The 14,779-nt window shown below is 60.2% G+C and carries 11 protein-coding genes; 5 read left to right on the top strand and 6 right to left on the bottom strand.

Going from position 1 to position 14,779, the window contains the following annotated elements:
• Window positions 1-125: 125 nt before the first annotated feature.
• A complete protein-coding gene (gene ppsR, locus ABTV22_RS08710; protein WP_175391254.1) occupies window positions 126-944 on the top strand; it encodes a posphoenolpyruvate synthetase regulatory kinase/phosphorylase PpsR in 819 nt (272 codons plus the stop codon).
• A 133-nt stretch (window positions 945-1,077) separates the two neighbouring features.
• On the opposite strand, the gene prpD is transcribed toward ppsR, so the two are convergent.
• The 6 genes from prpD to ABTV22_RS08680 form a co-directional block, all read right to left on the bottom strand.
• The gene (gene prpD, locus ABTV22_RS08705; RefSeq protein ID WP_433739458.1) at window positions 1,078-2,562 is read right to left on the bottom strand and encodes a 2-methylcitrate dehydratase; all 1,485 of its coding nucleotides are present in this window, start codon (window positions 2,560-2,562) and stop codon (window positions 1,078-1,080) included.
• Between the two features lie 174 nt (window positions 2,563-2,736).
• The gene (gene prpF, locus ABTV22_RS08700) at window positions 2,737-3,927 is read right to left on the bottom strand and encodes a 2-methylaconitate cis-trans isomerase PrpF (protein WP_433739457.1); all 1,191 of its coding nucleotides are present in this window, start codon (window positions 3,925-3,927) and stop codon (window positions 2,737-2,739) included.
• A gap of 67 nt (window positions 3,928-3,994) precedes the next feature.
• Complete coding sequence (gene acnD, locus ABTV22_RS08695; RefSeq protein WP_433739456.1) at window positions 3,995-6,589, bottom strand: Fe/S-dependent 2-methylisocitrate dehydratase AcnD; 2,595 nt, start codon at window positions 6,587-6,589, stop codon at window positions 3,995-3,997.
• 202 nt (window positions 6,590-6,791) lie between these two features.
• Window positions 6,792-7,919, bottom strand: coding sequence for a bifunctional 2-methylcitrate synthase/citrate synthase (gene prpC, locus ABTV22_RS08690; protein ID WP_433739455.1), 1,128 nt, complete (start codon window positions 7,917-7,919; stop codon window positions 6,792-6,794).
• A gap of 162 nt (window positions 7,920-8,081) precedes the next feature.
• Window positions 8,082-8,972 carry a methylisocitrate lyase gene (gene prpB / locus ABTV22_RS08685; protein WP_008061726.1) on the bottom strand — a complete coding sequence of 297 codons (891 nt, stop codon included), beginning with the start codon at window positions 8,970-8,972 and terminating at the stop codon, window positions 8,082-8,084.
• On the bottom strand, window positions 8,969-9,685 hold the full coding sequence (locus ABTV22_RS08680; RefSeq protein WP_433741342.1) for a GntR family transcriptional regulator: 717 nt from the start codon (window positions 9,683-9,685) through the stop codon (window positions 8,969-8,971). The genes prpB and ABTV22_RS08680 overlap by 4 nt, the downstream gene beginning before the upstream one ends.
• Window positions 9,686-10,079: 394 nt before the next feature.
• On the opposite strand from ABTV22_RS08680, the gene ABTV22_RS08675 reads away from it, so the two are divergent.
• From ABTV22_RS08675 to pabB, 4 genes are all read left to right on the top strand, one after another.
• Window positions 10,080-10,616 carry an ATP-dependent zinc protease family protein gene (locus tag ABTV22_RS08675; protein WP_433739454.1) on the top strand — a complete coding sequence of 179 codons (537 nt, stop codon included), beginning with the start codon at window positions 10,080-10,082 and terminating at the stop codon, window positions 10,614-10,616.
• A gap of 5 nt (window positions 10,617-10,621) precedes the next feature.
• Window positions 10,622-12,157 carry an inactive transglutaminase family protein gene (locus tag ABTV22_RS08670; protein ID WP_433739453.1) on the top strand — a complete coding sequence of 512 codons (1,536 nt, stop codon included), beginning with the start codon at window positions 10,622-10,624 and terminating at the stop codon, window positions 12,155-12,157.
• On the top strand, window positions 12,157-13,143 hold the full coding sequence (locus ABTV22_RS08665) for an alpha-L-glutamate ligase-like protein (RefSeq protein ID WP_433739452.1): 987 nt from the start codon (window positions 12,157-12,159) through the stop codon (window positions 13,141-13,143). Before ABTV22_RS08670 ends, ABTV22_RS08665 begins: the two co-directional genes overlap by 1 nt.
• Window positions 13,144-13,333: 190 nt before the next feature.
• Window positions 13,334-14,677, top strand: a complete 1,344-nt coding sequence (gene pabB / locus ABTV22_RS08660; protein ID WP_433739451.1) for an aminodeoxychorismate synthase component I — start codon at window positions 13,334-13,336, stop codon at window positions 14,675-14,677.
• Window positions 14,678-14,779: the final 102 nt, after the last annotated feature.

Raw genomic sequence — 14,779 nt, 5'->3', positions numbered from 1 at the left:
GGGGGAGCGTTTGCCAGCTGTATGGCCTGGACCTGGAAAATAAGTGAGAATGCGGGCCATTGGCGGCCGGCAAATCGCGCCTATCATATCCAAGATTCGTCACTAGCTTAAGGCCCAAGGTGCAAATGAAACGATCTGCTTTCTTTATCTCCGATGGCACCGGCATTACAGCCGAAACCCTGGGTCAAAGCCTTCTGGCGCAGTTCGAAAACATTACCTTCAGCAAAGTCACGCGGCCGTACATCGACAGCGTGGACAAAGCGCGGGCCATGGTACAACAAATCAACAAAGCCGCCGAAACCGACGGCTTCCGTCCGATTATCTTCGATACCATCGTCAATCAGGACATTCGTGAGATCCTCGCGACTTCCAATGGTTTCATGATCGACATTTTCTCGACCTTCCTGGCACCTCTCGAACAGGAACTGACCGAGCATTCCTCCTATACCGTCGGCAAGTCCCACTCCATCGGTGCAAACACCAACTACATGGAGCGCATCGAGGCCGTTAACTTCGCCCTCGACAACGACGACGGCGCCCGTACGCACTATTACGACAAGGCCGACCTGATCCTGGTGGGCGTGTCGCGTTGCGGTAAAACCCCGACCTGCCTGTACATGGCCATGCAATTCGGCATCCGCGCAGCCAACTACCCGCTGACCGAAGACGACATGGAACGCCTGACCCTGCCAAGCGCCCTGCGAGCCCACCAGCACAAGCTGTTTGGCCTGACCATCGACCCGGACCGTCTCACCGCGATCCGCAATGAGCGCAAGCCCAACAGCCGCTATTCAAGCTACGCCCAGTGCGAGTTCGAAGTGCGCGAAGTGGAAAACCTGTTCCGTCGCGAAAACATTCCCAACATCAACTCCACGCATTTCTCCGTTGAAGAAATCTCCGCGAAGATCCTGGTGGAGAAAGGCGTCGAGCGGCGCTTCAAATAAATCTGCAGCGCCTGATCCATTGTTATCGCGGGCAAGCCTTGCGCCTACAGTTTCGAGTCGTGTCGCGTAATTTGTGATCGACATCAAACCTGTAGGAGCAAGGCTTGCCCGCGATGAACGATAACGCGGTCTCCTAGATAACGAACAAATCCACAAACCTATTGACCGGCGTTGCCTCCAGCCGCGCCTGGTCCTTGCACAACGCTAATATCTCCTCGCTTCTCTGCCCGACAAACCGCGTCCCCAGGCTCGCCCTGAACTTTTCCTCCAGTAACGCAATGCCCTCGGCACGCCGTCGACGGTGACCAATCGGGTACTCCACCACCACGTTATCGGTGCTGGAACCGTCCTTGAAAAACACTTGCACCCCGTTGGCGATGGAGCGTTTGTCAGCCTCCAGGTATTCACGGGTGAAGCGCGGGTCTTCGACGATGACCATTTTGTCGCGCAACACATCGATGATCGGATGCGCCTTGTGGAAATCATCCTCGTAGTGCTCTGCCACCAGATTGCCGAAGGCCAGTGGCACGGCGGTCATGTACTGGAGGCAGTGGTCGCGGTCGGCGGCATTGGCCAACGGGCCGACCTTGGAAATGATGCGGATCGCCGACTCATGGGTGGTGATGACGATCTTGTCGATTTCGTGCAGGCGATTACGCACTTGCGGATGCAAGGTCACAGCGGCTTCGCAAGCAGTTTGCGCGTGAAACTCCGCCGGGAAACTGATCTTGAACAACACATTTTCCATTACATAGCTGCCGTACGGCCGAGAGAAACTGAAGGCACGCTTGTCTTCGGGCTTGAGCGCCAGATCATTGTTGGTATGGCTGAACAACACGTCGTAAAAGCCCCACTGTTTTGCACTCAAGACACCTGGAATACCCATCTCGCCACGCATCGCGATATCCGCCAGGCGCACACCACGGCTTGTAGCATCCCCTGCCGCCCAGGATTTTCGCGACCCGGCATTCGGCGCATGACGGTAGGTACGCAGCGACTGGCCGTCGGCAAACGCGTGGGACAACGCCGAAAGCAGCTGCTCACGGTTGGCGCCCATTAGTTTGGCGGTAACCGCCGTCGACGCGACTTTCACCAGAATCACGTGATCGAGACCGACACGATTGAACGAGTTCTCCAAGGCGATCACACCCTGGATTTCGTGGGCCATGATCATCGCGTCGAGCATGGTACGAACAGTCAGTGGTGCATTGCCATTGGCCAGGCGCTTTTGTGATAAATGGTCAGCCACTGCCAGGATGCCACCGAGGTTATCCGACGGATGCCCCCACTCCGCAGCCAGCCAGGTGTCGTTGTAATCGAGCCAGCGCACGATGCAACCGATGTCCCACGCCGCCTTGACCGGGTCCAGCCGATAAGACGTACCCGGCACCCGCGCGCCAAACGGCACCACCGTGCCTTCGACAATCGGCCCAAGATGCTTGGTGCACTCGGGAAAACACAGCGCCAGCAGGCCACAGCCCAGGGTGTCCATCAGGCAGTGGCGGGCGGTGTCCAGGGCTTCGCTGGACTCAACCTTGAAGTTGAGGACGTAATCGGCAATGTCCTGCAGAACCTGGTCATAGTCCGGGCGATTGTTCAGGTCAACGTTGGCGCTCATGTTCGATTCACTCGGCAAGAGGTTTCTTGATGGGACCTCGGTCAGGGCAATCTCGCGGGGTGACAACATTCTTATTGTGGAAAACCGTTAACTGTAGGAGCAAAGCTTGCTCGCGATAGCGCACTTGAGAACGCCATCGCGGGCAAGCCTTGCTCCTACAGGGGGTTGTGTTGTTTAGAAGGAGTCGCCCGGCACGCGCACGAAACCTTCCATCAACACCCGCGCGCTGCGGCTCATGATGGCTTTGTTCACAGTCCATTCACCATTGACCTGGCTGGCCTCGGCGCCAACGCGCAAGGTCCCGGACGGATGACCGAAGCGCACCGCGTTGCGCTCGACGCCACCGGCTGCAAGGTTAACCAAGGTGCCGGAAATCGCCGCCGCCGTGCCGATCGCCACCGCTGCGGTGCCCATCATCGCGTGGTGCAGCTTGCCCATGGACAGCGCACGCACCAGCAGGTCGACATCGCCGGCGGCAATTGCTTTACCACTGGAGGCCACGTAGTCCGCCGGCTTGGCCACGAACGCTACTTTCGGCGTGTGCTGGCGTTTGGCCGCTTCATCAACGTTGGCAATCAGGCCCATGCGCAGCGCGCCGTAGGCTCGGATGGTTTCGAACATCAGCAACGCTTTTGGATCGCCGTTGATCGCGCCCTGCAACTCGGTGCCCGTGTAGCCGATGTCTTCGGCATTGACGAAAATCGTCGGGATGCCGGCGTTGATCATGGTCGCCTTGAAGGTGCCGACACCCGGCACGTCCAGGTCATCGATCAGGTTGCCGGTGGGGAACATCGAACCACCGCCACCCTCTTCTTCCGCAGCCGGATCCAGAAACTCGATTTGCACTTCAGCGGCCGGGAAGGTCACGCCGTCGAGTTCGAAATCGCCGGTTTCCTGCACTTCACCGTTGGTGATCGGCACGTGGGCGATGATGGTCTTGCCAATGTTGGCCTGCCAAACACGAACCACGGCAACGCCGTTGTGCGGGATGCGGCTGGCGTCCACCAGGCCATTGCTGACAGCGAACGAACCGACTGCCGCCGACAGGTTGCCGCAGTTGCCGCTCCAGTCGACGAAAGGCTTGTCGATGGACACCTGGCCGAACAGGTAGTCGACATCGTGATCGGCCTTGATGCTTTTCGACAGGATCACGGTTTTGCTGGTGCTGGAGGTCGCGCCGCCCATGCCGTCGATCTGCTTGTCGTACGGGTCGGGGCTGCCGATTACGCGCAGCAGCAAGGCATCGCGGGCCGGGCCAGGAACCTGGGCGGCTTCAGGCAAATCCTTGAGGCTGAAAAACACGCCTTTGCTGGTGCCGCCACGCATGTAGGTGGCGGGAATTTTGATTTGTGGTGCATGAGCCATGGTATTGCGTACTCCTTAGCATCAAAACGAACACGGGACTCAAAGTCCCGTGTTCGTACAGCCTGTGTTAAACGGCTACCGCCGACTCTTCGAGGAAGTCCTGGGCGAAGCGTTGCAACACGCCGCCGGCCTCGTAGATCGACACTTCTTCGGCGGTGTCGAGACGGCAAGTCACCGGCACCTCGACGCGTTCGCCGTTCTTGCGATGGATCACCAGGGTCAGATCGGCCCGTGGCGTGCGGTCACCGATCACGTCGTAAACTTCGGTGCCGTCGATGGCCAGGGTGTGACGGTCGGTGCCCGGCTTGAACTCCAGCGGCAATACGCCCATGCCCACCAGGTTGGTGCGGTGGATGCGCTCGAAACCTTCGGCGGCAATCGCCTCCACACCCGCCAGACGCACGCCCTTGGCGGCCCAGTCACGGGACGAACCCTGACCGTAGTCGGCGCCGGCGATGATGATCAGCGACTGCTTGCGATCCATGTAGGTCTCGATGGCTTCCCACATGCGCATCACTTTGCCTTCCGGCTCGACGCGGGCCAGGGAGCCCTGCTTGACCTTGCCGTTTTCCTGAACCATTTCGTTGAACAGTTTCGGGTTGGCGAAGGTCGCGCGCTGTGCGGTCAAGTGGTCACCACGGTGGGTCGCGTAAGAGTTGAAGTCCTCTTCCGGCAGGCCCATTTTCGCCAGGTATTCGCCAGCGGCGCTGTCCAACATGATGGCGTTGGATGGCGACAGGTGGTCGGTGGTGATGTTGTCCGGCAGAACGGCCAGCGGACGCATGCCCTTGAGCGGACGGGCACCAGCCAATGCGCCTTCCCAGTACGGAGGACGGCGAATGTAGGTGCTCATCTCGCGCCAGTCGTACAGCGGCGCGACTTTCGGGCCGTTGTCTTCGTGGATGGCGAACATCGGGATGTAGACCTGGCGGAACTGCTCCGGCTTAACCGATGCCTTCACTACCGCGTCGATTTCTTCGTCGCTTGGCCAGATGTCCTTCAGGCGAATTTCCTTGCCGTCGACCACGCCCAGCACATCTTTTTCGATGTCGAAACGGATGGTACCGGCGATGGCGTAAGCGACCACCAGTGGCGGCGAAGCGAGGAACGCCTGCTTGGCGTACGGGTGAATCCGGCCGTCGAAGTTGCGGTTACCGGACAGCACGGCAGTGGCGTACAGGTCGCGGTCGATGATCTCTTGCTGGATCACCGGGTCCAGCGCACCGGACATGCCGTTGCAGGTGGTGCAGGCGAACGCGACGACGCCGAAACCGAGTTGCTCCAGCTCATCGGTCAGGCCGGCTTCGTCCAGGTACAGGGCCACGGTTTTCGAGCCCGGTGCCAGGGACGATTTGACCCATGGCTTGCGGGTCAAACCGAGCTTGTTGGCGTTGCGCGCCAGCAGGCCGGCAGCGATCACGTTGCGCGGGTTGCTGGTGTTGGTGCAGCTGGTGATGGCGGCGATGATCACCGCGCCGTCCGGCATTTGGCCTGGAACGTCTTCCCACTGACCGGAGATGCCTTTGGCAGCCAGGTCCGACACCGCCACACGGGCGTGCGGGTTGCTTGGGCCGGCCATGTTGCGCACCACCGAGGACAGGTCAAAGGTCAGGCCGCGCTCGTATTGCGCGCCTTTCAGGCTGTCTGCCCACAAGCCGATTTGCTTGGCGTAGTTCTCGACCAACTGCACTTGCTCGTCTTCACGGCCGGTGAGTTTGAGGTAGTCGATGGTCTGCTGGTCGATGTAGAACATCGCAGCGGTAGCGCCGTATTCCGGGGCCATGTTGGAGATGGTCGCACGGTCGCCCAGGGTCAGCGCCGAGGCGCCTTCGCCAAAGAACTCCAGCCACGCGCCTACCACTTTTTGCTTGCGCAGGAACTCGGTCAGCGCCAGCACCATGTCGGTGGCGGTGATGCCCGGTTGCAGCTTGCCGGTCAGTTCGACGCCGACGCTTTCAGGCAGACGCATCCAGGATGCACGGCCCAACATTACGCTTTCGGCTTCCAGGCCACCGACACCAATGGCGATCACGCCCAGCGCATCGACGTGCGGGGTGTGGCTGTCGGTGCCGACGCAGGTGTCAGGGAACGCAACGCCGTCACGCACCTGGATCACTGGAGACATTTTCTCCAGGTTGATCTGGTGCATGATGCCATTGCCCGGCGGGATCACGTCGACGTTCTTGAACGCCTTCTTGGTCCAGTTGATGAAGTGGAAACGGTCTTCGTTGCGACGGTCTTCGATGGCGCGGTTCTTCTCGAACGCCTCCGGATCGAAGCCGCCGCGCTCGACGGCCAGGGAGTGGTCGACGATCAGTTGGGTCGGCACCACCGGGTTGACTTGCGCCGGGTCACCACCTTGCTGGGCGATGGCGTCACGCAGACCGGCGAGGTCCACCAATGCGGTCTGGCCGAGAATGTCGTGGCACACCACGCGGGCCGGGAACCACGGGAAATCGAGGTCGCGTTTGCGTTCGATGAATTGCTTCAGGGATTCGGTGAGCGTGGCCGGGTCGCAGCGACGCACAAGGTTTTCCGCCAGCACACGGGAGGTGTACGGCAGGGTGTCGTAGGCGCCGGGCTGGATGGCCTCGACAGCCGCACGCACGTCGTAGTAAGCCAGATGGCTGCCGGGCAGCGGTTTACGGAATTCTGTGTTCATCGGTCAGGACTCGGTCACGGTAGATACAAAGGGTGGGGCCTGCGCATTCCTGAACTGAACACGGACCTCTGTGGGAGCCGGCTTGCTGGCGATGGCGGTGGGTCAATCAACGAAGAAGTTGAATGACAAACCGCCATCGCCAGCAAGCCGGCTCCTACAGGGTCACCGGTTCATTCAGTGACCTGTGCTGGCGCCCCACCATTCAGCGTTGTTCGATTGGCACGAACTTGCGCTGTTCAACGCCGGTGTATTCGGCGCTTGGGCGGATGATGCGGTTGTTGGCGCGTTGTTCGAACACGTGTGCGGCCCAGCCGGTCAGGCGCGAGCAGACGAAGATCGGTGTGAACAACTTGGTCGGGATGCCCATGAAGTGGTACGCCGAGGCATGGTAGAAGTCGGCGTTCGGGAACAACTTCTTCTGTTCCCACATGGTCTTGTCGATGGCTTCGGAGACCGGGAACAACACCTTGTCGCCCACTTCGTCGGCGAGTTTTTTCGACCAGCCCTTGATCACTTCGTTACGTGGATCGCTGTCCTTATAGATCGCGTGGCCGAAGCCCATGATCTTGTCCTTGCGCTCCAGCATGCCGAGGGTGCCCTTGATCGCGTCTTCCGGCGACGAGAAGCGCTCGATCATTTCCATCGCCGCTTCGTTGGCGCCACCGTGCAGCGGGCCGCGCAGCGAACCGATGGCCGCGGTAACGCAGGAGAACAGGTCGGACAGGGTCGAGGCGCAAACGCGAGCGGTGAAGGTCGAGGCGTTGAATTCGTGCTCCGCGTAGAGGATCAGCGAAACGTTCATCACCTTGACGTGCAACTCGCTCGGCTTCTTACCGTGCAGCAGGTGCAGGAAGTGGCCGCCGATGGACTGCTCGTCGCTCACGCACTCGATGCGCTTGCCTTCGTGGCTGAAGCGATACCAGTAGGTCATGATCGCCGGGAAGGCTGCCAGCAGGCGGTCAGTCTTGTCGTGCTGCTCGGAGAAGGCATTCTCCGGCTCGAGGTTACCCAGGAACGAGCAACCAGTGCGCATCACGTCCATCGGATGGGCGTCGGCAGGGATGCGTTCCAGCACTTCTTTCAGCGCTTGCGGCAGGTCGCGCAGCTTGCTCAGTTTGGCGACGTAAGCGGCCAGTTGCGCCTTGCTCGGCAGTTCGCCGTACAGCAGCAGGTAAGCGACTTCTTCAAATTGTGCGTCAGCTGCCAGTTCGCGAACATCGTAGCCGCGATAGGTCAGCCCTGCGCCCGCCTGGCCCACGGTGGACAGTGCAGTTTGCCCGGCAACCTGGCCACGGAGCCCGGCGCCACTGAGTACTTTTGCTTCGGCCATTTTTGTCTCCAGCATTCTTGAATTTGTTAGGGAAACCAATCTCTCTTCTGTAGGAGCGAGCATGCTCGCGATGGGTGTCTACGATGACGCGGGAAACTGATTCCCCGCGGTGTTAGGTCCACCATCGCGAGCGTGCTCGCTCCTACAGGTACAGGGTGTTCATTACTTCTTTGCGGCGAACAACGCATCGAGCTTCTGCTCGAAGGTGTGGTAGTCGATGCGATCGTAAAGCTCCATGCGGGTCTGCATGGTGTCGATCACGTTCTGTTGCGTGCCGTCGCGACGAATCGCGGTGTAGACGTTTTCCGCGGCCTTGTTCATGGCGCGGAAGGCCGACAGCGGGTACAGCACCAGGGACACGTCGGCAGCTGCCAATTGCTCGGTGGTGTACAGCGGCGTCGCGCCGAATTCGGTGATGTTGGCCAGGATCGGCGCTTTCACGCGGCTGGCGAACAATTTGTACATTTCCAGTTCGGTGATGGCTTCCGGGAACACCATGTCGGCACCGGCCTCGATGCAGGCGGCAGCGCGATCCAGGGCGGACTCCAGACCTTCCACCGCCAGGGCGTCGGTACGGGCCATGATCACGAAGCTGTCATCGGTACGGGCATCGACGGCAGCCTTGATGCGGTCGACCATTTCCTGCTGGGTCACGATTTCCTTATTAGGACGGTGGCCGCAACGCTTGGCGCCGACTTGGTCTTCGATGTGAATCGCCGCCGCGCCGAACTTGATCATCGACTTGACGGTACGGGCCACGTTGAACGCCGAGGAACCGAAACCGGTGTCCACGTCCACCAGCAATGGCAGGTCGCAGACGTCGGTGATGCGGCGCACGTCGGTCAGCACGTCATCCAGACCGGTGATGCCCAGGTCAGGCACGCCCAGGGAGCCAGCAGCCACGCCGCCACCGGACAGATAGATCGCCTTGAAACCGGCACGCTTGGCCAGCAGGGCGTGGTTGGCGTTGATCGCGCCGACCACTTGCAATGGATGCTCGCTGGCGACCGCATCGCGGAAACGCTGGCCTGGAGTGCTCTTGTTCAAACTCATGACTCACCTCGTTTGGCTGTCGGGTTGGCGCCGTCCTGGTAATGACGGGCGATGTTGCGTTTGGAAGCGCCGATGTGACGGCGCATCAACAACTCGGCCAATTCACCGTCACGGTCGGCGATGGCATCGAGAATTCGGTGGTGTTCGGCAAAGGCCTGGTGCGGGCGATTGGGGGTGGTGGAGAACTGGATGCGGTACATGCGCACCAGTTGATACAACTCGCCGCAGAGCATTTGCGTCAGGGTGCGGTTACCGCTGCCCTGGATAATTCGGTAATGGAAGTCGAAATCGCCTTCCTGCTGGTAGTAACCTCGGCCGGCCTGAAACGCTTCATCGCGCTCGTGGGTTTCGAGGACGCGGCGCAGTTCGTCGATCTCTTCGACGCTCATGCGCTCGGCGGCCAAGCGACAGGCCATGCCTTCGAGGGACTCGCGGATTTCGTAGAGTTCCAGCAGCTCGGCATGGTTGAGCGAAACGACCCGTGCACCGACATGCGGCACACGCACCAGCAGGCGCTGGCCTTCCAGGCGGTGGATCGCCTCGCGCAGCGGCCCGCGGCTGATGCCGTAGATACGGGCCAGCTCCGGCTCGGAGATTTTGCTGCCCGGCGCGATATCGCCTTTGACGATAGCCGCCTGGATGCGTCGGAAGACATTCTCGGAAAGCGTTTCAGAATCATCTGAAATCGAAACCGGGGGTTCGAGTTGGTCCAGCATATTGTCGACACCTTGAAAGCCAGTGCCGCAAAAACTAACGAATACGGCCGCCACAGTCAAAGGATAATTAGATATTGTCGACAATCGTCTAATAACCACATTCATCGTAGGAGCCGGCATGCTGGTGATCGGGCTTTTCCAGCAGCCCAATCCATTGGCTGACCCTGCGCAATCGCCAGCAAGCCGGCTCCCACGATGGCATTGCGACGTGCGGCGTGCCTCCTGACGTCCGGCCAGCGCTGGCGCCACAAAACCACCGTGCTAGAATGCCGCCCGCATTTGTTTGTCACATCTGCACTGCCTGTCATAAATAGCTGATAGGCATACGAGGAGCTTGTGCAGCAATGCCAGGGTCTTGAATCAAAGTACAGACCGTTGCGCACCAGGATTTATGAGACTCAAGCCCTTCCCTGCATTCCTTTATTTTCTTTGCCTGCCAGGTGTCGCCGTGGCGGGGGAAAAGACTGTGTATGGCCTTAATGAGTACGCGTCCCTGGGTGGCATCGACCTGGAAGTGGCGGCCAAACTTGATACTGGGGCAAAAACCGCTTCCTTAAGTGCCCGGGACATCAAGCGCTTCAAACGCAATGGCGAATCCTGGGTACGTTTCTACCTGGCCATCGACGCCGCCCATTCGCACCCGATCGAACGCCCATTGGCCCGCGTCAGCAAGATCAAGCGCCGGGCCGGTGACTACGACCCGGAAGAAGGCAAGAAATACACCGCCCGCCCGGTGATCGAACTGGATATCTGCATGGGCTCGGCCCTGCGCAGCATCGAAGTGAACCTGACCGACCGTAGCGCGTTCCAATACCCGCTCCTGATCGGCTCCGAAGCGCTCAAACACTTCGATGCGCTGGTCGACCCCAGTCTTAAATACGCTGCCGGCAAACCCGCCTGCGCCACCGACGCTCATTCCGCAGAGTAATTTCAATGCGCTCTCTTACCCTTCATCTGAAAATGCTGATCGCCATCCTGGTGGTGCTGGGCATTTCAGTTACGGCCTATCAGATCTTCGTGCTGGGCATTCCCGTGACCGAAGACGCCACCGACGACTTGTGGAACATCGACGCCAAGGTCGAGTTCGTCGCCAGTGCCAAGGACCCGGTCAAGATCCAGATGTTCGTGCCGCCGCTGAGTCGTGACTATGTCAGCCTCAACGAGAGCTTTATTTCCAATAACTACGGTGTGGCGGTCAACCGGGTCGACGGCAACCGCAAGGTCACCTGGTCGGCTCGTCGCGCCAAGGGCAACCAGACTCTTTACTACCGCCTGGTGCTGACCAAGCGTTACAGCGCCGAAAAATCCAAGATCAAAGGCCCGACCTTCCGCGACAGCATCGCCATCGAAGGTCCGGAAAAAATCGCTGCCGAAGCCCTGCTGGCGCCGATTCGCCAACACTCGGCCGACGTCGAAACCTTCGTCGGCGAAGCGATCAAACGTGTCAACAATGTCAACGACGACAACGTGAAGCTGCTGTTGGCGGGCGATCCGTCCACGGCGCAAAAAGCCAGGATCGTCGAACTGGTGCTGTCCATCGCCCACGTGCCAGTGGAAAAAGTCCACACCATCCGCCTGGTGGCCGATCAACCGCAAACGCCGGAGCTTTGGCTGCGCAGCTTCAACGGCACCGACTGGCTGTACTTCAATCCGGAAACCGGCGAACAGGGCCTGCCGACCGACCGCTTGCTGTGGTGGACCGGTGACGAAAACCTGATCACCGTCGATGGCGGCAAGAAAGCTACTGTCACTTTCAGCATGAACAACAGCGAAATGAACGCCATTCGCCTGGCCAAGCTGACCGACGAAAACACCGACGCCAATTTCCTCGAATACTCGCTGTACGGCTTGCCACTGCAAACCCAGCAAACCTTCATGATCATGGTGATGATCCCGATTGGCGTACTGGTGATTCTGATCCTGCGTAACCTGATCGGCCTGCAGACCCTCGGCACCTTTACTCCGGTGCTGATTGCCCTGGCGTTCCGCGAGACCCAGCTCGGCTTCGGCATCGTGCTGTTCACGATCATCACCGCCCTGGGGTTGTCGCTACGCTCCTACCTTGAGCACCTGAAGCTGCAAATGCTGCCGAGGCTGTCAGTGGTGTTGACGTTCGTGGTGGTGCTGATCGCGGCCATCAGCCTGCTCAGCCACAAGCTTGGCCTTGAGCGCGGGTTGTCGGTGGCGCTGTTCCCGATGGTGATTCTGACCATGACTATCGAACGCCTATCGATCACCTGGGAAGAACGTGGCGCCGGCCATGCCATGAAGGTGGCGATTGGCACCTTGTTCGCCGCGACCCTGGCGCACTTGATCATGACCATTCCGGAGCTGGTGTACTTCGTGTTCACCTTCCCGGCGATCCTGCTGATCATGGTGGGCTTCATGCTGGCCATGGGTCGCTATCGCGGTTACCGCCTGACTGAACTGGTGCGCTTCAAGGCCTTCCTGAAGAAGGCTGACGCCTGATGTTTGGCTTCTGGAAGACCTGGAAAGCCCTGGAAGCCCGGGGCATCATGGGCATCAATCGGCGCAATGCGGATTACGTACTCAAGTACAACAAGCGCAGCCTGTATCCGATTGTCGATGACAAGATCATCACCAAGGAGCGCGCCATCAAGGCGGGCATCCATGTGCCGGAACTGTACGGGATCATCTCCACCGAGAAGGAAATCGACAACCTCGACGAGATCATCGGTGCGCGCAACGACTTCGTGATCAAGCCGGCCCAAGGCGCGGGCGGCGACGGCATTATCGTGATTGCCGACCGTTTCGAGGGGCGCTATCGCACGGTGTCGGGCAAGATCATCAGCCATGAGGAAATCGAGCACCATGTCTCCAGCATCCTCACTGGCCTGTATTCATTGGGCGGTCACCGCGACCGGGCACTGATCGAATACCGCGTGATCCCGGACCAGATCTTCAAGAGCATCAGCTACGAAGGCGTGCCCGACATCCGCATCATCGTGCTGATGGGTTACCCGGTGATGGCCATGCTGCGGCTGCCGACCCGCCAGTCCGGCGGCAAAGCCAACCTGCACCAGGGCGCCATCGGCGTCGGCGTCGACCTCGCCACCGGCCTGACCCTGCGTGGCACCTGGCTGAACAACATCATCGCCAAACACCCGGACACCACCAACGCGGTGGACGGCGTGCAACTGCCCTACTGGGACGGCTTCATGAAGCTCGCCGCCGGGTGCTATGAGCTGTGCGGCCTGGGCTACATCGGTGTCGACATGGTGCTCGATCAGGAAAAAGGCCCGCTGATCCTCGAACTCAACGCCCGGCCGGGCTTGAACATCCAGATTGCCAATGACTGCGGCCTGACCTTGCGCACCCATGCGGTTGAGGCACGAATGGAAGAGATGAAGGCCCGTGGCGTGACGGAAACCGTCGAAGAACGTGTGGCGTTCGTGCAGGAAATGTTCGGACATATCCCACCAGTTGAAGGCTGATCCCTCCCCCTGTAGGAGCGAGCACGCTCGCGATGGTCGTCAACGATGACGATGGAAACCTGACACTACGCGGTGTTCTGGCGCTCATCGCGAGCATGCTCGCTCCTACAGGTCATCAATCCCCTCTAGGACCAAATCCCGCAGGGGACTACAATCGCCACCCCGCCTCGATGGCTGATCCAACCCGCCCATGCCGACCTGTTCCGTACACCCGCTGCCCTATCGCACCAACCCCGCCGACTACTTCGCGGCCATCCGCCACGCCCCCGGTGCCGTGCTGCTCGACAGCGGCCGTCCCGCCGCTGAACGCGGCCGGTTTGATCTGCTCAGCGCCTGGCCGCTGGAACACCTGACGGTGGCGCCTGACGAAAGTGGCGGCGATTTTCTGCAACGCCTGCGGGATAACCTGAAGCGACTCGGCGAAGCTTCGCTGCCCGCACCTTACGAATTGCCCTTTGCCGGCGGTTTGATCGGTTACCTGAGCTACGATTTCGGCCGTCACCTGGAACACCTGCCGAGTCAGGCACAGGACGATTTACTATTACCCGATGCGCGTTTCGGCCTGTACGACTGGGCGCTGATCAGCGATCACCAGCAAGCCACCAGCCAGCTGGTGTTTCACCCGATGCTGGCCGACAGCGAGCGCCAGCGCTTGATCCAGCTGTTCAGCCAACCAGCCCTCGACGCGTTCGACCCGTTCAAATTGCTTACGCCGATGAAGGCCGACCTGAGCGCTGAACAGTATCGCCAGGCCATCGAGCGCATTCAGCAATACATCCAGGCCGGCGACTGCTATCAGGTCAACTTCGCCCAACGCTTCCGCGCACCCTGCCAAGGTGATTCCTGGGCTGCGTATTGCGCCTTGCGCCAGGCCTGCCCGACACCGTTTTCCGGCTTCCAGAGCCTGCCCGACGGTGGCGCGGTGCTGAGCCTGTCACCGGAGCGTTTCGTCAAAGTCAGCGAACGTCACGTAGAAACCCGCCCGATCAAAGGCACACGCCCTCGTGGCCTGACGGCCAGCGAAGATGCCGCGAACGCCGCCGAATTGCTGGCCAGCCCCAAGGACCGCGCGGAAAACCTGATGATCGTCGACCTGCTGCGCAACGACCTCGGACGCACCTGCCGCACAGGCTCCGTCCGGGTGCCAGAGCTGTTCAGCCTGGAAAGCTACCCCAACGTGCATCACTTGGTGAGCAGCGTGACCGGCGAACTGGCCGATGACCGCGATGCGCTGGACCTGATCGCCGGCAGCTTCCCCGGCGGCTCGATTACCGGCGCGCCGAAAATTCGCGCCATGCAGATCATCGACGAGCTGGAACCGACCCGGCGCGGATTGTATTGCGGCTCGCTGTTGTACCTGGACGTGCGCGGCGAGATGGACAGTTCCATCGCCATTCGCAGTTTGCTGGTCAAGGAGGGTCAGGTGTGTTGCTGGGGCGGCGGCGGGATTGTCGCGGATTCGCAGTGGCAGGCGGAGTACCAGGAATCGATTACCAAGGTGAAGGTGTTGCTCGATACCCTGCAAAACCTCTAAAAAACATCGCCAGCAAGCCGGCTCCTACGGCTAATAAATTAGTGAGCCGTAGGAACCGGCTCCTACGACTAATAAATTAGTGAGCCGTAGGAGCCGGCTTGC

It is taken from the genome of Pseudomonas putida, assembly GCF_050990305.1.
GTDB classification, from domain to species: Bacteria; Pseudomonadota; Gammaproteobacteria; order Pseudomonadales; family Pseudomonadaceae; genus Aquipseudomonas; species Aquipseudomonas putida_AH.
The sequence above is the reverse complement of the archived record's forward strand: the minus strand, read 5'-3'. Positions and strand labels throughout refer to the sequence as shown.